General features: G+C 73.0%; 20 protein-coding genes and 1 pseudogene. 12 read left to right on the top strand and 9 right to left on the bottom strand.

Annotated features, from left to right (window positions below):
• The coding region (locus J7E97_RS19310; protein ID WP_251054809.1) for an endo-beta-N-acetylglucosaminidase at positions 1-2,057 on the top strand (2,057 nt) is incomplete at its 5' end.
• Positions 2,058-2,152: 95 nt separating this feature from the next.
• Here the strand turns inward: J7E97_RS19310 and J7E97_RS19315 are convergent.
• Both J7E97_RS19315 and J7E97_RS19320 read right to left on the bottom strand, forming a co-directional pair.
• On the bottom strand, positions 2,153-3,571 hold the full coding sequence (locus J7E97_RS19315; RefSeq protein WP_215028698.1) for a HAMP domain-containing sensor histidine kinase: 1,419 nt from the start codon (positions 3,569-3,571) through the stop codon (positions 2,153-2,155).
• A 168-nt stretch (positions 3,572-3,739) separates the two neighbouring features.
• A pseudogene (locus J7E97_RS19320) lies at positions 3,740-4,459 on the bottom strand (response regulator transcription factor); the annotation flags it as partial.
• A 337-nt stretch (positions 4,460-4,796) separates the two neighbouring features.
• Here J7E97_RS19320 and J7E97_RS19325 point away from each other — a divergent pair.
• From J7E97_RS19325 to J7E97_RS19355, 8 genes are all read left to right on the top strand, one after another.
• Positions 4,797-5,582 carry an amino acid ABC transporter ATP-binding protein gene (locus tag J7E97_RS19325; RefSeq protein WP_285428417.1) on the top strand — a complete coding sequence of 262 codons (786 nt, stop codon included), beginning with the start codon at positions 4,797-4,799 and terminating at the stop codon, positions 5,580-5,582.
• Positions 5,583-5,672: 90 nt separating this feature from the next.
• Positions 5,673-6,527 carry a glutamate ABC transporter substrate-binding protein gene (locus J7E97_RS19330; RefSeq protein WP_215028700.1) on the top strand — a complete coding sequence of 285 codons (855 nt, stop codon included), beginning with the start codon at positions 5,673-5,675 and terminating at the stop codon, positions 6,525-6,527.
• Between the two features lie 116 nt (positions 6,528-6,643).
• Positions 6,644-7,318, top strand: coding sequence for an amino acid ABC transporter permease (locus J7E97_RS19335; RefSeq protein WP_215028701.1), 675 nt, complete (start codon positions 6,644-6,646; stop codon positions 7,316-7,318).
• Positions 7,315-8,184, top strand: coding sequence for an amino acid ABC transporter permease (locus J7E97_RS19340; protein WP_215028702.1), 870 nt, complete (start codon positions 7,315-7,317; stop codon positions 8,182-8,184). Before J7E97_RS19335 ends, J7E97_RS19340 begins: the two co-directional genes overlap by 4 nt.
• A 187-nt stretch (positions 8,185-8,371) precedes the next feature.
• The gene (locus tag J7E97_RS19345) at positions 8,372-9,964 is read left to right on the top strand and encodes an FAD-dependent monooxygenase (RefSeq protein WP_215028703.1); all 1,593 of its coding nucleotides are present in this window, start codon (positions 8,372-8,374) and stop codon (positions 9,962-9,964) included.
• A 32-nt stretch (positions 9,965-9,996) separates the two neighbouring features.
• On the top strand, positions 9,997-10,083 hold the full coding sequence (locus J7E97_RS37055) for a putative leader peptide (protein ID WP_311318651.1): 87 nt from the start codon (positions 9,997-9,999) through the stop codon (positions 10,081-10,083).
• 67 nt (positions 10,084-10,150) lie between these two features.
• A complete protein-coding gene (locus tag J7E97_RS19350) occupies positions 10,151-10,759 on the top strand; it encodes a cysteine dioxygenase (protein WP_215028704.1) in 609 nt (202 codons plus the stop codon).
• A complete protein-coding gene (locus J7E97_RS19355; protein WP_215028721.1) occupies positions 10,750-11,136 on the top strand; it encodes a rhodanese-like domain-containing protein in 387 nt (128 codons plus the stop codon). Before J7E97_RS19350 ends, J7E97_RS19355 begins: the two co-directional genes overlap by 10 nt.
• 265 nt (positions 11,137-11,401) lie before the next feature.
• Here the strand turns inward: J7E97_RS19355 and J7E97_RS19360 are convergent, their stop codons facing one another.
• The 3 genes from J7E97_RS19360 to recA all read right to left on the bottom strand — a co-directional run bounded on the left by J7E97_RS19360 (position 11,402) and on the right by recA (position 15,844).
• A complete protein-coding gene (locus J7E97_RS19360) occupies positions 11,402-13,939 on the bottom strand; it encodes an FtsX-like permease family protein (RefSeq protein WP_215028705.1) in 2,538 nt (845 codons plus the stop codon).
• Between the two features lie 108 nt (positions 13,940-14,047).
• Positions 14,048-14,716: a recombination regulator RecX gene (gene recX / locus J7E97_RS19365; RefSeq protein WP_215028706.1), complete on the bottom strand. Its 669-nt coding sequence runs from the start codon at positions 14,714-14,716 to the stop codon at positions 14,048-14,050.
• A gap of 3 nt (positions 14,717-14,719) precedes the next feature.
• A complete protein-coding gene (gene recA, locus J7E97_RS19370; RefSeq protein WP_215028708.1) occupies positions 14,720-15,844 on the bottom strand; it encodes a recombinase RecA in 1,125 nt (374 codons plus the stop codon).
• Positions 15,845-16,059: 215 nt separating this feature from the next.
• Between recA and J7E97_RS19375 the strand changes: the two genes are divergently transcribed.
• The gene (locus J7E97_RS19375; protein WP_215028710.1) at positions 16,060-16,818 is read left to right on the top strand and encodes a Clp protease N-terminal domain-containing protein; all 759 of its coding nucleotides are present in this window, start codon (positions 16,060-16,062) and stop codon (positions 16,816-16,818) included.
• Here J7E97_RS19375 and J7E97_RS19380 read toward each other — a convergent pair.
• Positions 16,772-18,025, bottom strand: coding sequence for an AI-2E family transporter (locus J7E97_RS19380; RefSeq protein WP_308346581.1), 1,254 nt, complete (start codon positions 18,023-18,025; stop codon positions 16,772-16,774). The genes J7E97_RS19375 and J7E97_RS19380 overlap by 47 nt on opposite strands.
• Before the next feature lie 51 nt (positions 18,026-18,076).
• Positions 18,077-18,271, bottom strand: coding sequence for a DUF3046 domain-containing protein (locus J7E97_RS19385; RefSeq protein ID WP_215028712.1), 195 nt, complete (start codon positions 18,269-18,271; stop codon positions 18,077-18,079).
• A gap of 81 nt (positions 18,272-18,352) precedes the next feature.
• On the opposite strand from J7E97_RS19385, the gene J7E97_RS19390 reads away from it, so the two are divergent.
• Positions 18,353-19,405, top strand: coding sequence for a hypothetical protein (locus J7E97_RS19390; protein WP_251054810.1), 1,053 nt, complete (start codon positions 18,353-18,355; stop codon positions 19,403-19,405).
• Here the strand turns inward: J7E97_RS19390 and J7E97_RS19395 are convergent.
• Positions 19,374-19,682, bottom strand: a complete 309-nt coding sequence (locus J7E97_RS19395; protein ID WP_215028714.1) for an AzlD domain-containing protein — start codon at positions 19,680-19,682, stop codon at positions 19,374-19,376. The two genes, J7E97_RS19390 and J7E97_RS19395, sit on opposite strands and share 32 nt — an antisense overlap.
• Positions 19,679-20,389: an AzlC family ABC transporter permease gene (locus J7E97_RS19400; RefSeq protein WP_215028728.1), complete on the bottom strand. Its 711-nt coding sequence runs from the start codon at positions 20,387-20,389 to the stop codon at positions 19,679-19,681. Before J7E97_RS19400 ends, J7E97_RS19395 begins: the two co-directional genes overlap by 4 nt.
• 65 nt (positions 20,390-20,454) lie before the next feature.
• Between J7E97_RS19400 and J7E97_RS19405 the strand changes: the two genes are divergently transcribed.
• Positions 20,455-21,261, top strand: a complete 807-nt coding sequence (locus tag J7E97_RS19405) for a nucleotidyltransferase domain-containing protein (protein ID WP_215028715.1) — start codon at positions 20,455-20,457, stop codon at positions 21,259-21,261.
• The last annotated feature ends 28 nt before the right edge of the window (positions 21,262-21,289 follow it).

Genomic DNA, 21,289 nt, shown 5'->3' on the forward strand with positions numbered 1-21,289 from the left:
CCCCGGCGCCCCGGACCCGCGCCGCGACTCCGCCCCCGGCCGCGGCCCCGCCCGCGGCTGCCGAAGTCCGCGCCGGAGCCTGCGCCGACCTGGCCCCGTACGCCTCGTACTGGTTCCCGGACTCACTGCCCCAGGGCTCCCCCGGCCCCGGGATCACCTGGCGCTCCCTCATGCGGTGGAGCCCCGAATCCGACCCCGATCTGGCGCACAACACCGCGAGCGTGCCGCTGGCGCCCCGCTTCACCCCGGTGCCGGCGAACGCCTCCGCCCGCGCGGGCCAGGCGCGCATCGCCTCGCTCGTCTCCTTCGGGAGCACCGCCGGGAATCCCTCCCAAGGTTCCGCTACCGCCGACTACTACGCCCTCACCCATTGGGCGTACATCGACGAGCTGGTCTTCTGGGGCGGTTCCTCCGGCGAGGGCATCGTGCTCGCCCCGAACGCGCCCGTCGTCGACGCCGCGCACCGCAACGGCGTGCGGGTGATGGGCAACGTCTTCCTGCCGCCCGTGCCCTACGGCGGCGACCTCCAGTGGACCCGGAACCTGGTCCAGCGCGACGCCCTCGGCCGGTTCCCGGTCGCCGAGAAGCTGGTGCAGGTGGCGCGGACGTACGGTTTCGACGGCTGGTTCGTCAACGCCGAGACCGGGGGCGGCGACAGCGCACTCGCTGCCCGCACCCAGCAGTTCCTGCGCGCCCTGCGGGCCGCCGGCGAGCCGCACGGCCTGCGCATCACCTGGTACGACGCGATGAACTCCACCGGCAAGGTCGGGTGGCAGGGCGCGCTCAACGAGCTCAACCAGGAGTTCTTCGAGGACCGCCGCGGCAAGGTCGCGGACACCGTCTTCGTGGACTTCCGGTGGACCGCGCAGAAGCTGGCCGCCTCCGGCGCGCTCGCCGACGCGCTCGGGCGCAGCCGCCACGAACTGTGGGCGGCCGTGGACACGGAATCCAACGGCTGGGATTCCGCGGTGGACTGGGACGCGATCGTCCCGCGCGAACGCGACCACGTCGTCTCCTACGGCTTCTACCGGCCCGAGTGGACCCGCAACCACCTCACCGACCGCTCCCCCGGCGCCTTCCACCGCGCCGACGACCGGTTCTGGACGGGCCAGTCCCTCGACCCGTCCCGCCCCGCCCCCGAAGGCACCTGGCGCGCGCCCGCCACCGCCGTCGCCGACCGGTCCACCGTGACCGGGACGCCCTTCGCCTGCTCCTTCAACACCGGGCACGGCGAGCGCTGGTACGAGGACGGCAGGGCCGTCCGCGACACCCCCTGGAACCACCTCGGGCTCCAGGACCGGCTACCGGGCCGCCGCTGGGTCGTGGACACCGCCGGGACCCGCCCCGAGGTCACCCTCGACTTCGCCGCCGCCTGGCGCGGCGGCTCCAGCCTCCTCGTCTCCGGTGAGCTCACCGCTCCGGCCGCCATCGGGCTCCACTCCACCCGGCTGCCGCTGACCCGCTCCACGGTCGTCGAACTGGTGCACAGGACGGAGTCGGGTCCGGTCACGATCGAGCTCGGCGTGGCCACGCGCGAGCCGGCCGCCCCGGGGCAGGAGGTCCCGTACACCTGGCTGAAGGCGGAGGACCCGGGCACGCGGCAGGGCTGGCACACGACCCGGGTCCGGCTGTCGGATCTGGCGGGCCGGACCGCGTACGGCCTGGCCGTACGGATCACGGGACGCGGGAAGAAGCCGGTGCGCTGGCGGCTCGGAGCCGTATCGGTACGCGACGGCGCCGCGCGGCCCCGCCCGGGCACTCCGGGGACACCGGCCGTATCCGCCTCGGCCCAGCAGTCCGGCACGGCGGCCCTGCGGCTGTCCTGGCAGCGGGCGGCCGGCCCGGTCCGTCATTACGAGGTGTCCCGCGTCCTGCCGGACGGTGCCCGCCGCTTCCTCGGCGGCACCTGCGGCACCGCGCTCTACCTCCCGGCCGTCGAGCGCGCCGGCCGGGAGAAGGCGGCCCTCTTCGAAGTCCGGGCCGTGGACGAGCTGTACGCCGTCTCCGCGCCCGCCCGCACCACCCTCACCTGGACCGGACCCCCTGACGCGGGATGACCGCGGGACCCCGGAACCGTCGGACCGCGGGACCGCTGGGCATCCGGTCTTCGGCGTACGGCCGGGGCGGACCTTCCAGCCGATGACCCCGCGGTTCATTCGGGCGCGGCGGCGGGGTCTGTGCGCGGGACGGCCACCGTCACCCGCAATCCGTGCGGCGGGTTCGTCTCGTAGGAGAGGGACCCGCCGCCGGCGGCGAGCAGGGCTCGGGAGATGGAGAGGCCGAGGCCGGAGCCCTTCACGTTCTGGTGGCGGCCGCTGCGCCAGAACCGGTCGCCGACGCGCAGCAGTTCCTCTTCGGTGAGGCCGGGCCCCCGGTCGGCGACCACGACCCGCACCTCGTCGCCCTCCACCGAGAGCGACACTTCGACGGCCTCTGACTCCGGCGTGAACTTGAGGGCGTTGTCGATGACGGCGTCGAGCGCGCTGGACAGGGCGATCGGGTCGGCCCAGCCGGTGGCGGCGGCGCGGCCCGAAAGCGCGAGCCGGACGCCCTTCTCCTCGGCGAAGGGCCGCCAGGCGGTGACCCGCTCGGCGGCCAGCCCCGCGATGTCGACGAGACGGATCTCGGCGGTGGCGTGCTCGGCGAGCGCCAGGTCCAGCAGATCGTCCAGGACCTGTGTCAGACGCTTTCCCTCCGTGCGCACGGAGGCGATCTCCTCGTTGCCCTCGGGCAGTTCGAGGGCGAGCAGCTCGATCCGCAGGAGCAGCGCGGCGAGCGGGTTGCGCAGTTGGTGGGAGGCGTCGGCGACGAAGGCCCGCTGCTGCTCCAAGGCCTCTTCCACGTTGTCGGCCATCTCGTTGAACGAGCGTGCCAGGCGGCGCAGTTCCGGGGGGCCTCCGGCCGCGGCGACGCGGGAGTTCATCCGCCCGGTGGCGATGCCGTGGGCGGCGGTGTCGAGGGTCTGTACGGGTTTGAGCACCCAGCTGGTGAGCCGCAGCGCGGCGCCGAAGGCGACGAGCATGGCGGCGCCCAGCCCGGCGACGATGAGCAGCCAGCCCCGCAGGATCCGGGCGCGCATCTGGTCGGTGGGCGATTCGGTGGCGACGACGGCGACCACGTCCCCGTCGAGGACGACCGGGGAGGCGACGAGGAGCTTGCCGTGGGTCTGCCAGGGCCACACCTGGCCCGGGTCGTGGCTGCGCCGTCCGGCGAGGGCTTCCTCGAAGGCGAGGCGGCCCTCCCCCGACTGCGGGAGCTGCCACCAGCCGGGGGCGCGGGCCATGGCGTTGTCGTCGCGCAGGAAGATGCCGACACGGATCCCGTACAGCTCCTGGTAGCGGGCCAGTTCGAGCTGGAGGGTGTCGCGGCGCTCGTCGGCGCCGCTGGAGTTCGAGCCCTCGGCATCGATGACGAACTGGGCGAGCGCGGCGAAGCGGGCGCTGTCGTCGATCCGGTCGACGACCACCCGCTGCTGCTGCCCGGCGGCCAGGGCCACCGCGAGCGGGAAGCCGAGGGCGAGGAGCACACCCGCCATGAGGACGACGAGCAGGGGGAGCAGGCGGGCGCGCACGACGGGTCCCTGCTAGACGGCGGGCGGCGCGGGGGCGGCGGGCGGAGTGGAAGGGGAAGGGGAAGGGGAAGGGGTCTGCGGAGCGGAAGCGGCGGGCGGAGCGGAAGGCGCCGCCGGGACGGGCGGGACGGGCGGGACGGGCGGGACGGGCGGGACGGGCGGGACGGGCGGGACGACGAGCCGGTATCCGACGCCGCGCACGGTCTCGATCAGCGCCGGCATCCGCAGCTTGGAGCGCAGCGAGGCCACGTGCACCTCGAGGGTCCGGCCGGTCCCCTCCCAGCTGGTGCGCCAGACCTCGCTGATGATCTGCTCGCGGCGGAAGACGACGCCGGGGCGCTGCGCGAGCAGGGCCAGCAGATCGAATTCCTTGCGGGTGAGCGGTACGTCGTCGCCGTTGACGCTGACCCGGCGGGTGGACAGCTCGACGCCGACCGGCCCCAGCTGGACGATGCCGGGCGCGGCCGTCCCGCCGCCGGCGGCGGTCTCCTCGGAGGCCCCGGTGCGGCGGGCGACGGCATGGATGCGGGCGAGGAGCTCGCCCGTGTCGTACGGCTTGGTGACGTAGTCGTCGGCGCCCATGTTGAGGCCGTGGATGCGGGAGCGCACATCGGCCCGCGCGGTGACCATGATGACGGGCGTGCTGGTGCGCTTGCGGATCTTGCCGCACACCTCGTACCCGTCCTGGTCGGGCAGGCCGAGGTCGAGCAGGATCACCCCGTAGGGAGCGGTGCAGGACGGTGCGCCGGCGGCCACACCGGCCGGCAGCAGGGCCTGCAGGGCTTCCTCACCGCTGCGGGCATGGGTCACCCGGAAGCCGTGCCGGGCGAGGATCGCGGACAGGGCGGCGGCGACGTGGTCATCGTCCTCGACGAGCAGCAGTCTCATGTCGTCCCCCTCTCTCCTTCTTCCTCGTCGGGCGCTCGGTCTTCACATTCATTGATCGGCCGTTCGGCCGCCATCCGTTTGACGGCCACCAAGCATCCACGCCGATGGGGACCCCCACGTCAAGGCGGTTCCGGGTCCGACGTGGCTTCCGTGCTGTTTCCGTTATGCGCCCGGCGGCGCACGGCGCCGCCCGTTCGCCCGACCGGGGCTCCGTACGTACGGAGCGTATCGGTGTGAGGCCGGATCGTTATGCTCAATTCTCCCTCAGATGTGATGACGGTGTGAGGGCCACCTCACTACTGTCCTCCCAACCGACGGAGGACGGAGCTAGAAGCCGATGAGCGGAGTATCAGTGACCAAGGACGTGCGGGACGCGGCCGGTGCCGCGGACGGCCTGGTCGTGCTGAACAACGTAAACAAGCATTTCGGCGCGCTGCACGTGCTTCAGGACATCGATCTGAGCATTGCCCGCGGTGAGGTCGTCGTGGTGATCGGCCCTTCGGGGTCGGGCAAGTCCACGCTGTGCCGGACCATCAACCGCCTGGAGACGATCGACTCGGGCACCATCACGGTCGACGGGAAGCAACTCCCGTCCGAGGGGCGCGAACTGGCCCGGCTGCGCGCCGATGTCGGCATGGTCTTCCAGTCCTTCAACCTCTTCGCCCACAAGACGGTGCTGCAGAACGTCATGCTGGGCCAGTTGAAGGTCCGCAAGACGGACCAGGCCGCGGCGCTGGAGAAGGCGAAGTCGCTCCTCGACCGGGTGGGCGTCGGCTCGCAGGCCGACAAGTACCCGGCGCAGCTCTCGGGCGGCCAGCAGCAGCGCGTGGCGATCGCCCGCGCGCTGGCGATGGACCCGAAGGTGATGCTGTTCGACGAGCCGACCTCGGCGCTCGACCCCGAGATGATCAACGAGGTGCTGGAGGTCATGCAGCAGCTCGCCCGGGAGGGGATGACCATGGTGGTCGTCACGCACGAGATGGGCTTCGCCCGCTCCGCCGCCAACCGGGTTGTCTTCATGGCCGACGGGAAGATCGTCGAAGAGGCGACGCCCGAGCAGTTCTTCAGCAATCCGCGCAGTGACCGGGCCAAGGACTTCCTGTCGAAGATCCTGCACCACTGAGCTTCGCATCTGGTAGTGATCCGGTGACGGATCGCAATCCGGCAAGCACTCTCACGTCTGTCTCACGTCTCACTTCGAGGGAAGTCCACCATGAAGCTCTCCAAGGTCGGCGCGGCCGCCGCCATCGCCGTAGCTCTCGCCCTGACCGCGACCGCCTGTGGCGGCGGCAGCGACAAGGCCGGCAGTGACGCCGGCCCGTCCGGCGGTGCCAAGAAGGACAAGATCGTCATCGGCATCAAGTTCGACCAGCCGGGTGTGGGCCTCAAGACCCCCGACGGCAAGTTCACGGGCTTCGACGTGGACGTGGCGACGTACGTGGCCAAGGAGCTCGGCTACGCGCCGGACCAGATCGAGTTCAAGCAGGCCGTCAGCGCCGAGCGCGAAAACCTCCTCGCCAACGGCGACGTGAAGCTGATCGTGGCGAGTTACTCGATCAACGACAAGCGCAAGGAGAAGGTCGACTTCGCCGGCCCGTACTTCCTCGCGCACCAGGACCTGCTGGTCCGCGCCGACGACACCTCGATCACCAAGGCCGAGGACCTCAACAAGAAGAAGCTCTGCTCCGTCACCGGCTCCACCTCGGCGCAGAACGTCAAGACCAAGCTGGCCCCCGAGGCCGACCTGCAGCAGTACCCCGGCTACTCCGATTGCCTGACCGGCCTGGAGAACAAGGCCGTCGACGCGCTGACCACGGACAACTCGATCCTGGCGGGCTACGCCGCGCAGGACAAGAACAAGGGCAAGTTCAAGCTGGTCGGGCTGAGCCTGAGCAACGAGAACTACGGCATCGGTCTGAAGAAGGGCGACAAGGACCTTCAGACCAAGGTCAACGCCGCCATCAGGAAGATGGAGTCGGACGGCGCCTGGGAGGCGGCCATCAAGAAGAACTTCGGCCCGGCCGACTACAAGAACGAGCCGGCGCCCGCGGTCACCGAAGGCAGCTGACCCGGCGGCCGGTCCGCCGGCCGATCCATCGGTGAGGGGCGTCGCCGCCCGCCTGTCACGGGCGGCGGCGTGCCTCACCGGCCAACCTGGCCATCCTGGGGAGAGCGCAGGCCATCGTGTTCGATTTTCTTGATTCCGGGCAGTACGACGTGCTCGGAGCCTTCTGGGTGACGGTTCAGCTCACCCTCTACTCGGCCGTCGGGTCCCTGATCTGGGGCACCGTCCTGGCCGGGATGCGGGTCAGCCCGGTCCCGCTGATGCGGGGCTTCGGTACCGCGTACGTCAACGTCGTGCGCAACACCCCGCTGACCCTGCTGATCATCGGCTCTTCGCTGGGCCTCAATCAGACCCTCGGCGTCACGCTCGGCGGCGGCACCTTCAAGGACATCGGCTTCCGGCTCGCGGTCCTCGGGTTCATCGCCTACACCGGCACCTTCGTCTGCGAGGCGCTGCGCTCGGGCATCAACACGGTCCCGGTCGGACAGGCCGAGGCATCCCGTGCGCTGGGTCTGAGCTTCCTCCAGACGCTCACCCTGATCGTGCTCCCCCAGGCCTTCCGGGCGGTCGTCGCACCGCTCGCCAACGTACTGATCGCCCTCACCAAGAACACCACGGTGGCGGCGGCCATCAGCGTGGCCGAAGCCGCCCTGCTGATGAAGGAAATGGTCGAGAACGAGCCGCAGGCGCTCTTCGCCGTCTTCGGCGTCTTCGCCCTCGGCTTCGTCCTTCTGACCCTGCCCACCGGCCTGCTGCTCGGCTGGGTGGCCAAGCGAGTGGCGGTGAAGCGATGACCTCCGTGCTGTACGACACCCCCGGCCCCAAGGCCAGGGCCCGTAACTGGATCTACAGCGGCATCTTCGTCGTAGCGGCCGCGGCCGTCCTCTGGTGGGTCCTGACCGCACTGGCGGACAAGGGCCAGCTCGACGGCGACAAGTGGAGCCCCTTCGTCGCCGACGGCAACGTGTGGACGACGTTCCTGATCCCCGGTCTCGGCGAGACTCTGCGGGCCGGCGCCATCGCCATGGTGATCGCCCTGCCGCTGGGCGCCCTGCTCGGCATCGCCCGGCTGTCCGACCACACGTGGGTACGCGCCGTCGTAGGCAGCTGGGTCGAGTTCTTCCGGGCCGTCCCGGTGCTGATGCTGATGCTCTTCAGCTCCGCCTTCTTCGTGCAGTACACCGCGGTCGGCTCCGACATGCGGCCGCTGTACGCGGTGATCACCGGCCTGGTCCTGTACAACTCCGCGGTCATCGCCGAGATCGTCCGGGCCGGCGTCCAGTCGCTCCCGAACGGCCAGACCGACGCCGCGAAGGCGATCGGCATGCGCAAGGGCCAGGTCATGACCTACGTCCTGCTCCCGCAGGCCGTCACGGCGATGCTGCCGGCGCTGGTCAGCCAGCTCGTGGTGATCCTCAAGGACACCGCGATCGGCGGCGCGGTGCTGGGCCTGGCCGAACTGCTGTCGATGAACCGGCAGATCTCGGCGAACTACAGCAACACCATCCCGACCCTGGTCGTGATCGCGCTGATCTACATCGTGGTGAACTTCGCCCTCACCACCTTCGCCGCCTGGCTGGAGGGCCGCCTGCGCAAATCGAAGCGGACCACCGACGCGACCGTCGCCCTGTCCGAGATCGAAACGGGCGAGGCCGCCTGACGGAGCGTCGGACCGGATCCGGCATTCGGACTGACAGCCGGTCAGTACACTGACGGGACACGTGTGGTGCGGCGGAACTCATCCGCCGCACCACTCGGCATTGTCCGGACCGGCGTCACTTGACGCAGGCACCTCCAGTGGGTTGCATACGTTCTGTGATCACATACCGGACACCGGGAGCCACATCATGGACCCGGTGATCGTCGTCGGCGCGGGGCCCGTCGGGCTGTCCCTGGCCCTCGCCCTGGCCGGCCAGGGCGTGCCCTGCGTCGTGCTCGACGAGGGACCCGGCAAGGAGGAATCCCGCCCCGCCCGCACCGTCGCCCTGCACGCCGGCACGGCCGCCATGGTGCACCGCCTGGGCTGTACGACGCTGCGCGACGAGGGCGCGTACTTCACCGCCTGGCGCACCATGCGGCGCGGCCGCGACTCACAGCGGATCACCTTCGAGGACGGCCCGGCACCGGTCCACCTGCCCCAGCACGCCCTGACCCGCGGGCTGCGCGACGCCGCCGCCTCGCACCCCCTGGTCCAGCTGGTCACCGAGAGCAAACTCGACTCCCTGGAGCAGGACGACCAGGGGGTCACCGCCCACACCAGGGGCGCCGAAACCACGTGGTGGCGCGGGAGTTACCTGGTCGGCTGCGACGGAGCCCGCTCCACCGTGCGCAAGCTGCTCGGCATCCGCTTCCCCGGCCGGACCGCCGTCGAGCGGCACGCGGTCGCCGCCCTGCGCACCGAACTGCCCTGGCCCGGCGAGGCGTTGCTGCACCGCAGCCCGCCCGACGAGGTCACCGCCCGGCCGCTGGCCGACGGGGTGTACCGGCTGGACTGGCTGCTCCCGGCCCGCGGGGACCTCGTGACCCCCGACGCCCTCGTGATCCTCATCCGCGACACCCTCGCGCTGTGGTGCGGGGGCACGACCCCCCCGTACGACCTCCTCGACACCGGAGTCCACACCCTGCACCACCGGCTGGCCCGGCGCTGGCGCGACGGCCGCGCCTTCCTCGCCGGGGACGCCGCGCACCTGCTCGGCGCGCTCGGCACCCAGGGCGTCGAAGAAGGGCTCCGGGACGCCGAGAACCTCGCCTGGAAGCTGGCCCTGGCCTGGCACCAGGGAGCCTCCGAAGAACTTCTCGACAGTTACGAGGACGAGCGCCGCAGGGCGGTCGCCGACCGGCTGCGCGCCGCCGACCAGGCCATGTCCGTGCTGCGCGCCGGGGGCGGGCTGCGCACCTACCTTCCCGGAGCCTTGCGTTCCGCCGAATCCCTGCTGACCGACGGCCACTTGGGGCGCGGCCCGCTGGGCGCGGAGCCTGCGTACGCCCCGCCCGTGGCCGTACGCCAGGTACCGACCGCCACCGACCCGGGCGGGCCCGTCGAGAACATCCCGGTCACCGCACCCGACGGCTCCACGGTGCCGCTGCGCGACCAGCTGGGGCGGGGCCGGCTCCTCGTCGTCCTCGTCGCCCCGGGCACCGGGGTCTGGGACCGGCGGCACTGGCTGGGCGCCGGCCTGATGCCCCGGCTCGCGGCGGCGGTCGCCGCGCTCCCGATGCGGGCGGAACTGCTGGTCGCGGACGGGTACCCGGGGGCCGCGGCGCACACCGTGCTCCTCGTCCGGCCGGACGGGCATCTGGCGGCGACCTTCGCCGGGGTCCGCCCGGCGGAGCTGTACGAGGCCGCGGACGCGGTCCGCCACGGCCCGCCGTCCCCCTCCGCCCCCTCCCCTTCTGCCGCCTCGCCCATCGCGCCCGCCGTCACCCCGATGATCGATTGACCCTCCGGCCGACTCGTGCTTCACTCACGAACATGACCGGCAACGACGTACGCCTGTGGCGGAGGGTCCACATGGACCTGCTCCGCTACGCGGGCTGCGTGTGTCGCCCTTCCTGCTGATTCGCCTTCCTCCGCGCGCCCGCCCCGTGCCGCGCGCTTTCGCGAACCCCCAGGACGGTCATCCTCCATGTCTGCACCCACGCGCACCCCTGCCCCCGCGTCTGCCGCCACCCCTGCCGCCGCGCCGGTTCCCGCCCCGGCTCCCGCCCCGGTTCCCGCGCCGGCAGCGGCTCCGGCGCCCTCCGCCCTCCCGGCGGCGGAGCTGCTCGCCTTCACCGCCCGCGTCGCCTCCGACCCCGAGCTGATCGCCTCCCTCCCCCTCGACCCCGAGGGCCGGACGTGGATCCGGCTCGACGGCCCCGGCGGTAGCGAGGCCTGGCTGATCGGCTGGCCTCCGGGCACCGGTACCGGCTGGCACGACCACGCCGAGTCGCGGGGCGCGTTCACCACCGCCCGCGGCCGCCTCACCGAGAACTCCCTGGCGGTGCGCCTCCCCTCGGAGGGCTGGCAGTCCCTCTCCCTGGCCCCCGAGGTGGACCGGACGCGCAGCCTGGGCGCGGGCACCGGGCGGGCCTTCGCGGAGCACCACGTCCACGAGGTGCTGAACGAGTCCGGCACCGAGCACGCGATCTCCGTCCACGCGTACCACCCGCCGCTCCCCTCCATCCGCCGCTACAGCCGCACCGGCCCGGTGCTTACGCTGGAGCAGGTCGAGCGTCCGGCGGACTGGCAGTGAGCGGCATCGACGCGCTCGTGGACCGGCTGCGCACCACGTACACCCGCGTGGACCCGGCCGAAGCCCACGCGGCCTTCCTCGACGGGGCCCTGCTGGTGGACATCCGCTACCAGGCGCTGCGCGAACGCGACGGCCTGATCCCGGGCGCGCTGGTGGTCGAGCGCAACGAACTGGAATGGCGCCTCGACCCCGAGGGGTCCCACCGCCTCCCGGAGGCCACGGGCCACGACATCCGCGTCGTCGTCATCTGCAACGAGGGCTACGCCTCCACCCTCGCGGCGGCCTCCCTCCACGCGCTGGCCCTTCCCCACGCCACGGACCTCACGGGCGGCTTCCAGGCCTGGCGAGCGGCGGGCCTCCCCGTCACGCCTCCTTGACGCGCCTCTCGCACGACTCGGCCGATCTCAGCCCCGCCGGCGTTTGAGGCGCGGGGGCCCGGGGGCCGGCCCCCGGCAACGGCGCCGCACGCGGCAACGGGCCCCGGGCGCCTCCACCCGGCGATCTCAGCCCCGCCGGCGTTTTGAGTCCGCCGGGGTCCGGGGCGCAGCCCCGGCGAACGGTGGAAGGGCGGGGTAGGGGACTTCGGCCCCGCGCAGCGGCCCCCACGCCGCGGCCCGGGGCCGGGACCGCACAAGCCGGGCGCTAGCCCTTCGCGACCGCCACCTCCACCGGCGGCACCCGCAGCGCGATCCGCCCCGCGAGCCCGCTCGCGCACAGTGCCAGCAGACCCGACCCGGCGACGACCACGCCGTAGACCAGCGGAAGCACCACCGGCGCGGCCGCCCCCGTCATGCCCACGCTGAAGGCGGTGAGTACCGCCAGCGCGATCCCCGACCCCAGCACCACCCCCATCAGGAGTACCGCCAGCGCCTCCACCCGCAGCATTCCGCGTACCTGCCTGCGCGTCGCGCCCGCGAGCCTCAGCATCGCGAACTCCCGTAGCCGCTCCCCCGTGGACATCGCCAGCGTGTTGGCCACGGCGATCGCGGTGAAGGCCAGGACGAGGCCCATCGCCAGCAGGTTGATCTCGGATCCGGCGGCCGTGGCGGTGGCAGCCCGCCGGTCCGCCTCGACCGTCGACAGCACGGCCACCCCCGGGTACTCCCGTACGGCCGAGGCCAGCTCCTCCCGCACCGCCGGTCCCGCGACCAGCACCCTCGAAGCGAGCGGATCGTCGACGTGCGCGGCCACCAGATCGTGCGGCAGCGTCACGTCGCCGAAGCCCAGCCCCCGCGCGTACACCGTCGACACCGTCAGCGTGACCGGCGTCCCGTCGCCCAGGGTCAGCGTCAGTGGGCTCCCCGGCTCCAGGCCCAGCTGGTCCGCGGCCAGTTCGCTCACCGCCGCGCTCTTCTCCCCGAAGCCGGCCAGGCTGCCGCCCGTCACCCCCGGGTTCCACGTCCGCTCCAGCCCGGCCGGACCCACGCCCTGCGCCGCGTACTTGGTCAGCCCCACCCGTACGGACGTGTGCACGATCTCGGTGGCCGCCTCGACCCCGGGGGTGCGACGGATCCGGTCGACCGCGCCGCCGGGCACTCCGGGGCCCTGCCCCGCGAGCACCCACCCGGCCCGCACCCCTTCGCGGGCCTGTGTCCGGGCCGCGTCACCGAGGGTCGGGGTGACGAAGAGCACGGTGCTCGTCATCCCGATGAGCAGAGTAAGCGGGGTGACGGCGGAGGCCATGCGGGTGGCGTTGCCGCGCAGGTTCGCGGTGGCCAGGTGGCCCCCGGCGCCTACCAGCCGCAGCGGTCCGGCGAGCACCGCGGTCGCGCACCTGACGATGAGGGGGCCCAGCAGCGAGACCGCTCCGGCGAGCACCACGACCGCGAGGAAGGTGACCGGCGTCGAGGCGGGCTCGGTGCGCAGCGTGCTCAGCACGGCGACCAGGACCACCCCGGCGGCCAGCAGCAGCACCCCGACGGCGAGCCGCACCCCCGCGGGCCGGCGCCCCTCGACGGCGGCCTCGGCGAGCGCCTCGGCGGGGCGGATGCGGGCCACGCGCCGTGCGGTGATCCGGGCCGCGGCCCAGGCTCCGAGCAGGCTCGCGCCGACGGCGGCGAACATCGGGAAGATCCCGGCGGTGCGCTCCAGCGTGACGGGGACGACACCGGCGTCGACGAACCGGCCGTGCAGCCAGGCGGCCAGCGGCAGTCCGGCGAGGGCTCCGGCGACGCCGGCGGCCAGGCCCACGAGCAGCGCCTCGCGGCCGATCATGCGGCGCAGCTGGCGGGGTGTGGCGGCGATGGCGCGGAGCAGGGCGAGTTCGCAGTGGCGCTGCTGGATCGACAGCGAGAAGGTGCCGACGACCACGAGGATCGCCACGAGGAGCGAGGTGCCGCCCATGGCGCCGCCCATGGAGACCAGCTTGATCCGGCCGCCGGCCGCGTCGAGGAACTCGACGGGGCCCCGGCCGTCGCCGGTGGCCACCTGCGCGGTGGTGCCCTGGAGCGCCTGGCGGACCCTCCCGGCGAGCTCGCCGGGGTCCACGCCGGCCCGGGACAGGATCCCGATGGCGCTGACCCGGCCGTCGCGGGCGGCGAGCCGCTGCGCCTCGGCGTCACTGAAGAACAGGGCGCTCTGGTGGGCGAGGCTCCCGCCGGCCGTGGCGGCGACCCCGCTGACGGTGTAGGTCCTGGGATCGCCGGTGGACTGCACGGTGAGCTCGGAGCCGGGCTTCAGGGCCGCGCGGGCCGCGAGTTCACGGTCGACGACGACCTCGCCAGCGCTCTGGGGGGCGCGGCCCTCGGCGAGCGTGAAGGGGATGAGCGCGGCCGAGCTCCAGGCGTGCCCGTACGAGGGCTTCGCGCCGTCGGCGCCCTTGGCGAGTGCCAGCGCCTGGAACGTGAGCTCGGGTACGGCCCGCTCGACGCCGGGCACCGCGCGGACGGTGTCCGCGGTGGCGGCCGGCAGCCAGGCCCGTTCGGCGACGGACTTGGCCTTGTGCTTCGTCTTCGCCTTGCCCTTCTTCTCCTTGACCGTCGTCGCGTGGACGTTCTGGTCGGCGGAGACGACCACCGGGGCGCCCGCGTAGCGCTCGGTGGCGATCTTCCCGCTGAGTCCCGTCTCAAGGAGGGTGCCGCAAGCGGTGATGAGGGCCGCCGCGCACAGCAGGGCGACGAAGGCACCGAGGAAACCGGCTTTGCGGTCCCTGACGGTCTGGAGTGCGTAGCGCAGCATCATGGGGGCAACTCTGCCGACGGGGAGGCTCCTTGGCAGTGGAGCGCCCCGGCATCTGCTCCCGGGGGCTACCCCCACCCCTGCCCGGCGGGTCCGGGCCCGGGAGCGGGCTCACCCCCCGGGGTACCCCAGGTCGTCGGCGTCCTCGCCCTCCGCCTCCAGCGCGCGGCGGACCACCCGCAGGGCCATGCCCTCCGGGTACCCCTTGCGGGCGAGCATCCCGGCGAGGCGCCGGATCCGCTTGTCCCGCTCCAGGCCCCGGGTCGTGCGGAGCTTGCGCTCCACGAGCTCGCGGGCGGTCTCCTCCTCCTGGTCGGAGTCCAGCTGTTCCAGGGCGTCCTGCACGAGGGTGGCCTCCACCCCCTTGGTGCGCAGCTCCTGGGCGAGCGCCCGGCGGGCCAGGCCCCGGCCGCGGTGCCGGGACTCGACCCAGGCCCCGGCGAACGCGGCGTCGTCGATCAGGCCCACCTCCTCGAACCGGGAGAGGACCTGCTCCGCCACCTCCTCGGGGATGTCCCGCTTGGCCAGGGCATCCGCGAGCTGCCGCCGGGTACGCGGCATCCCGGTGAGCAGGCGCAGACAGATCGCCCGCGCCTGCTCTTCGGGAGTCTGGGGCGGCAGCTCCGGGCGGTCTTCCCGGCCCTCCGCGCGACGGCCGCCCCAGCCGCCTTCGCGGCGGCCCCGTCGACCGCCTTCGCGACTGCCCTCGCGGCGGTCCTCGCGGCGGTCCTCACCGCCGTCCGGGCCACCCCGCGTGCCACCCCTTTCCTGCTCCCACACGGGTCAGCTCTTGGCGACGGCGGACTTGGCCGCGATCTTGGCCTTCGACGCGGGAGCGGGCACGGCCGGCGTCTCGGTGGACGCGTCCGCGCCGGCCTCGGCCGTGGCGGCGGCAGTCGCAGCGGCGTCCTTGCGGACACCGACGCCCAGCTTCTCCTTGATCTTCCGCTCGATCTCGTCGGAGAGGGCGGGGTTGTCGCAGAGGAACTTCCGCGCGTTCTCCTTGCCCTGGCCGAGCTGGTCGCCCTCGTACGTGTACCAGGCGCCGGCCTTGCGGACGAAGCCGTGCTCCACGCCCATGTCGATCAGGCCGCCCTCGCGGCTGATGCCGTGGCCGTAGAGGATGTCGAACTCGGCCTGCTTGAAGGGCGGAGCGACCTTGTTCTTGACGACCTTGACGCGGGTGCGGTTGCCGACCGCGTCCGTGCCGTCCTTGAGGGTCTCGATGCGCCGGATGTCGAGGCGCACGGAGGCGTAGAACTTCAGCGCGCGGCCACCGGTGGTGGTCTCCGGCGAGCCGAACATCACACCGATCTTCTCGCGGAGCTGGTTGATGAAGATCGCGGTGGTCTTGGACTGGCTGAGCGCACCGGTGATCTTCCGCAGGGCCTGGCTCATCAGACGGGCCTGGAGACCCACGTGGGAGTCGCCCATCTCGCCCTCGATCTCCGCCCGGGGCACGAGCGCCGCGACGGAGTCGATGACGATCAGGTCGAGCGCACCGGAGCGGACCAGCATGTCCACGATCTCGAGCGCCTGCTCGCCGGTGTCCGGCTGGGACAGGATGAGGTTGTCGGTGTCGACACCGAGGGCCTTGGCGTATTCGGGGTCGAGCGCGTGCTCGGCGTCGATGAAGGCGACGGTGCCGCCGGCCTTCTGCGCGTTGGCCACGGCGTGGAGGGTCAGGGTCGTCTTACCGGAGGACTCCGGCCCGTACACCTCGACGACGCGGCCGCGGGGCAGTCCGCCGACGCCGAGCGCGATGTCCAGCGCGGTGGATCCGGTGGGGATGACGTCGATGGGCTCGTTCGGCTTGTCGCCGAGACGCATCACGGCACCCTTGCCGAATTGCCGTTCAATCTGTGCGAGAGCGGCGTCGAGAGCCTTCTCACGGTCGTTGCCTGCCATGGGTTCCACCCGATTTGCTTGAGTCGATCGCTTCACGCCATTGACGCTAACGCCTGCCACTGACAACGCCGCTCCCCGCCCGGTTTGACTGTGGATAACTCATGAGAATGCGTGTTCGATTTCCCTGTCAAGCGCGCCACGCCGGATCCGCAGCGCCCGCGAAACCGACAACCGAAGGTTGACACCCTCCCGACTGTCAACCTAGGGTTGCACCCATGACGAACCCTTCGGTGGAACCCGTTCGCATGACCAATCCGGTACGCCTCGACGACCTCATCGAGGCCATCAAGAAGGTCCACACCGACACCCTGGAGCAGCTCAGCGGCGCGGTCGTCGCCGCCGAGGCCCTCGGGGACGTCGCGGACCACCTCATCGGCCACTTCGTCGACCAGGCCCGCCGCTCCGGCGCTTCCTGGACCGACATCGGCCGCAGCATGGGCGTCACCCGCCAGGCCGCCCAGAAGCGCTTCGTTCCCAAGCCCGACAAGGCCGGGGAGGGCAACGACCTCGACGCCGCCCAGGGCTTCGCCCGCTTCACACCCCGCGCCCGCAACGTGGTCGTGACCGCCCAGAACGAGGCCCGCGCGGCCGGCAACAGCGAGATCACCGCCGCTCACCTGGTCCTCGGCCTGCTCGCCGATCCCGAGGCGCTGGCCGCGCTCGCCCTGCGCGCGCAGGGGATCGCACCGCAGGACGTGCGCGCCGCCGCGACCGCCGTCCTGCCGGCGCCCGCCGCCGAGATCCCCGCGCTCGTGCCCTTCGACGCCGCCGCCAAGAAGGCGCTCGAGCTCACCTTCCGCGAGGCCCTGCGCCTGGGCCACAGCTACGTCGGCACCGAGCACATCCTCCTCGCCCTGCTGGAACTGGAGGACGGCGACGGCGTGCTCTCCTCCCTCGGCGTCGACAAGGCCGCCACCGAGGCGACCGTCACCGAAGCCCTGGAATCCGTACTCGGCGCCGCCGGCGAGAAGTAGCACCCCCCGCACCCCCCTCGCCCGCACCCGGGGCCCCGTCCCCCGCCACCGCGTACCGCTTCACGTACGCACCGAGGAACGCCTGCATCGTGGCGACGGCCGGGATCGCGATGAGCGCCCCGACCGCGCCCAGCAGGGCGGTACCGGCGATGACCGATCCGAAGGCCACCGCCGGGTGGATGTCCACCGTCTTCGAGGTCAGCTTCGGCTGGAGCACGTAGTTCTCGAACTGCTGGTACACGACCACGAACCCGAGCACGTACAGCGCGTACCAGGGGTTGACCGAGAAGGCGAGCAGGATCGGCAGCGCGCCCGCCAGGTAGGTGCCGATGGTGGGGATGAACTGCGACACCAGCCCCACCCACACCGCGAGCGCGGGCGCGTACGGCACGTGGAGCACCACGAAGCAGACGTAGTGCGCGACCCCGGAGACCAGCGCCATCAGCCCGCGGGAGTAGAGGTAGCCGCCCGTCTTGGTGACGGCGATCTCCCATGCCCGCAGCACCTCCGCCTGCTTCGCGGGCGGCAGTACGGAGCACAGGGCGCGCCGCAGCCGCGGCCCGTCGGCGGCGAAGTAGAAGGCGAACAGCCCGATCGTCAGCAGCTTGAAGAGCCCGCCGAGCACCGTGGCGGACACGTCGAGCACGCCGCTCGCGCTGTTCTGCACGTATTTCTGCAGCCAGTCCGAGTGCAACAGGCTGTCCTGGATGTCCAGCCGGGACAGGCGCGTGTGGAAGGTGTCGTTGATCGAGCCGATCACCGAGTCCAGATACCCCGGGAAGCCTTCCACCAGGTCGATGATCTGCGCGGCGAGGATCGAGCCGAGCAGGACGACGAACCCGGCGGACGCGGCGAACACCCCGAGGAACACCAGGAAGGTGGCGAGCCCGCGGCGCATGCCGCGCGCCGCCATCCTGGCCACGGCCGGCTCGACCGCGAGCGCGAGGAAGAACGCGATCAGGACGTTGATCAGCAGCCCGATCAGCTGGTGGAAGGCCCAGCTGCCCAGCTGGAAGCAGGCGATCAGGGCCAGTACGAGGACCACCGCGCGCGGCAGCCAGCGCGGCATCCGGGCCCCCTCCGGGCCAGGCGGGGGCGCGGGGACGGGGGCGGGCGCGTCAGGTGGTACGCCGCCGGCGTCGCCGGCGTCGGGGGGCGGTGCGGCCCTCTCGGGCTGTGGGGGCGTCGTCTCTTCAGTGGCTGCCACGCCGCCAAGTCTGGCCCACCCCGTCCCCGTACGGACAACCCCGCGGGCGCGTCAGCGCAGCGCGGCCGGCACGTCCACGGCCGAACACACCGCGCGCCACACGTCCTTGGCTTCCCAGCCCGCGTCCAGCGCCTCGTGGACCGTGCGGCCCCCGAGCTCGGTCATCACGTGGTCCCGCGCGAAGGAATCCGCGTAGCCCGCGCCGAAGTGCTCGGCCATCCGCTCCCAGAAAATCGTCAACCGCATGCCTTCAGTATCGCGCCCCGGAGAGTGCACCGGCCGCGTTCGGGCGCCCTCCGCGCACGAGGGGCCCCTACGGTTTCTCGCATGCCTGGAGACGAAGCTTCCACGCCGGTCCCGACGGCGCCGACGGCCCCGCGGGCCCCGGCGACGACCGCCACGGCGACCGCCACGGCGACCGCGGCCGCGGCCGCGGCGGGCCCGCCGGCCCCGCTGGCCCGCGCCGAGCAGTTCATCTGGCTCACCGCCCGGGTGCTGGAGCAGCGGCGGTTCGCGTTCCACTTCCTCGGCGGGGACGCCGACCCGGTGGACGCCGCCCTCGGCGCGTACCTCGGCGGCGACGGCGGCTACGGCCACGCCCTCGACCCGGACCTGCGCGGCCCCCTGAGCCATCCGCTGCACACCGCCCACGCCCTGCGCGTCCTGGACGGCCTGGGCCGCTGCTCCGGGCAGCGCATCGAGCGGCTCTGCGGCCACCTGACCCGCGTCTCCACCCCCGAGGGGGCGCTCGCGGCGCTCTCCCCGGGCGCCGGCGGCCATCCGGCGGCCCCGTACCATCCGCACCGGGACGACCCGCCGGGAGACCTGCTGACCACGGGTCCCGTCGTCGGGCTCCTGCACCGCAACCGGGTCTGGCACGCGTGGCTGTTCCGTGCGACGGACTTCTGCTGGGACCGGGTGGAGAACCTGCGCCACTCGCACCCGTACGAGCTCCAGAGCGCGGTGGCCTTCCTGGACGGAGCCCCCGACCGGGCGCGGGCCGCGGCGGCCGCGGACCGGCTGGGGCGCCTCGCGCGCGAGCAGCGGCTCGTCGTACTGGATCCCGCGCACGAGGACGCCCACCCGCCGGCCCCCGGCTACGCCCCGGGCGAGCGCCTGCACCCGTACGACTTCGCGCGCCGCCCCGAGTCACTGGCCCGCGGCTGGTTCACGGACGCGGAGCTGCGCCGCTCGCTGCACCATCTGGCAGCTCTGCAGCAGCCTGACGGCGGCTGGCCGGTGCACCGCAGGGCGTGGGCCCCGGGCAGTTCCCTGGAGCGGCGGCCGATCGCCACGCTGGAGGCGCTGCTGACGCTGCGCGCGTACGGCCTCCTCCCCCCGGCCGCGGCTAACCTCCCAGCGCCCGCAGTCCCGCGGTGACGAGCACCGCCGCCGCGACCACGACGAGGAAGGGGGCGCGCAGCAGCAGTGCGACCCCCGCGGCCGCGAGCCCGGCGGCGCGGGCATCGAGCACGAGCTCGTGCCCGGTGGCGAAGGTCTGCTGCGCGGTGAGCGCGGCGAGCAGTGCGACCGGCAGGAGCGCGGCCAGCTTGCGCACGGCCGGCCGCTCCAGGGCTCCGGCGGGGACGAGGAGCCCGGCGAGCTTGACGGCGTAGCAGCCGACGACGGTCAGTGCGATGGCGATCCAGACGTTCACGAGCGGCGTCCCTTCAGCCAGAGGATCACGGGGGCGGCCAGTGCCGCGACGAGCACGGGCACCCCGGCGGGCAGGACGGGCAGCAGGCCGAGCCCCAGGACGAGCGCGAGCGCGGCGACGGCCCGCTCGGTGGAGGTCCGCAGCATCGGCGCGAGCAGGGCGAGGAAGACGGCGGGTCCGGCGGCGTCCAGGCCCCAGGCCCGGGTGTCCCCGATGGCCTCGGCGCCGAGCGCGCCCAGCAGCGTGGTGAGGTTCCACAGGACGTAGAGGCTCAGCCCGGTGACGGTGAAGCCGAGGCGGGCCGATCTCCGGTCGGGCTGGGCGAGGGCCACGGCGGTGGTCTCGTCGATCACCCAGTGCGCGGCGAAGGGCCGTACGCGCTTGGGGAGCGCGAGCAGCTGGGACAGCCGCAGCCCGTAGAAGGCGTTGCGGGTCCCGAGGAAGAAGGCCCCGGCGGCGGCGGTGAACGGGTTCCCGCCCGCCGCCAGTGCCCCGACCAGCGCGAACTGCGAGGCCCCGGTGAACACCAGCAGGCTCAGCACGCAGGCCTGGAGGGTGCTGACGCCGGACCCGGCGGCGGTCACGCCGAAGGCGAACCCGGACAGCCCGACCGCCACGCCGACGCCGAGCGCGTCCCGTACGACGGCGGCGCGCGGCTTGGCGGCAGCCTCGGCCGTGGCCCCGTCGGGGACCTCTTCCTTCACCATCTGATGTTCTCCCACGTCCCGAACATAGGGACGCACGGCCATCCGGTCTTGTACGTTCTTGCACCATGCGTGAAGTGATCAAGGAAATGGCGGACGCACTGGCCACGGTGACCGGCGTCGGCGGAGTCATGCTCGGCGGCAGCCGGGCCCGCGGCGAGCACCGGCCCGAATCGGACTGGGACCTCGGCGTCTACTACCGGGGCGACGCCCTCGGCCTCGACGCGCTGCGCGCGCTGGCCGGATCGGACGTGGAGGTGGCCGGGCCGGGCGGCTGGGGCCCCTGGGTCAACGGCGGCGCCTGGCTGCGCGTCGACGGCGTGGCCGTGGACTGGATCCTGCGGGACCTGGACCGGGTGGAGCGGGTGTGGGAGGACTGCCGCCAGGGCCGGTACGAGGTGGGCGTACAGCCGGGGCATCCGCTCGGCTTCTGGTCGCCCTGCTACCCGGGCGAGATGGCGCTGGGTCAGATCCTGGCCGACCCCTCGGGCGAGCTGGCGGCTCTGCGCGCGGAGACCTCGGTGTACCCGGAGCCGCTGCGCACCGCCCTGATCGCCGGGGCCTGGGAGGCGGAGTTCCTCGTCGCGGGCGCCGCGAAGGGCGCGGCGCGCGCGGACGCCCTGTACGTCTCGCTCTGCCTGTCCAAGGCCTTCGGCATCCTCGTCCAGGCCCTGTTCGCGGCGGACCGGCGCTGGTGCCTCAACGAGAAGGGCTCCTTGGCGGCCGCCGAGCTCGTGGCGACCGCTCCGCCGGGCTTCGGCGACCGCGTCCGCGCCCTGCTGGGCGCGCAGGGCACCACCCCGGAGTCCCTGACGGCGACGGTGGCCACGGCGCGCGCCTTGGTCGAGGAGACCCGGGCGGCCCTGGCGCCTTAGCCGCCCTGGCGCCTTAGCCGCCCTGGCG

Source organism: Streptomyces sp. ISL-66 (assembly GCF_018614135.1).
In the GTDB taxonomy this organism is placed as follows: Bacteria; Actinomycetota; Actinomycetes; order Streptomycetales; family Streptomycetaceae; genus Streptomyces.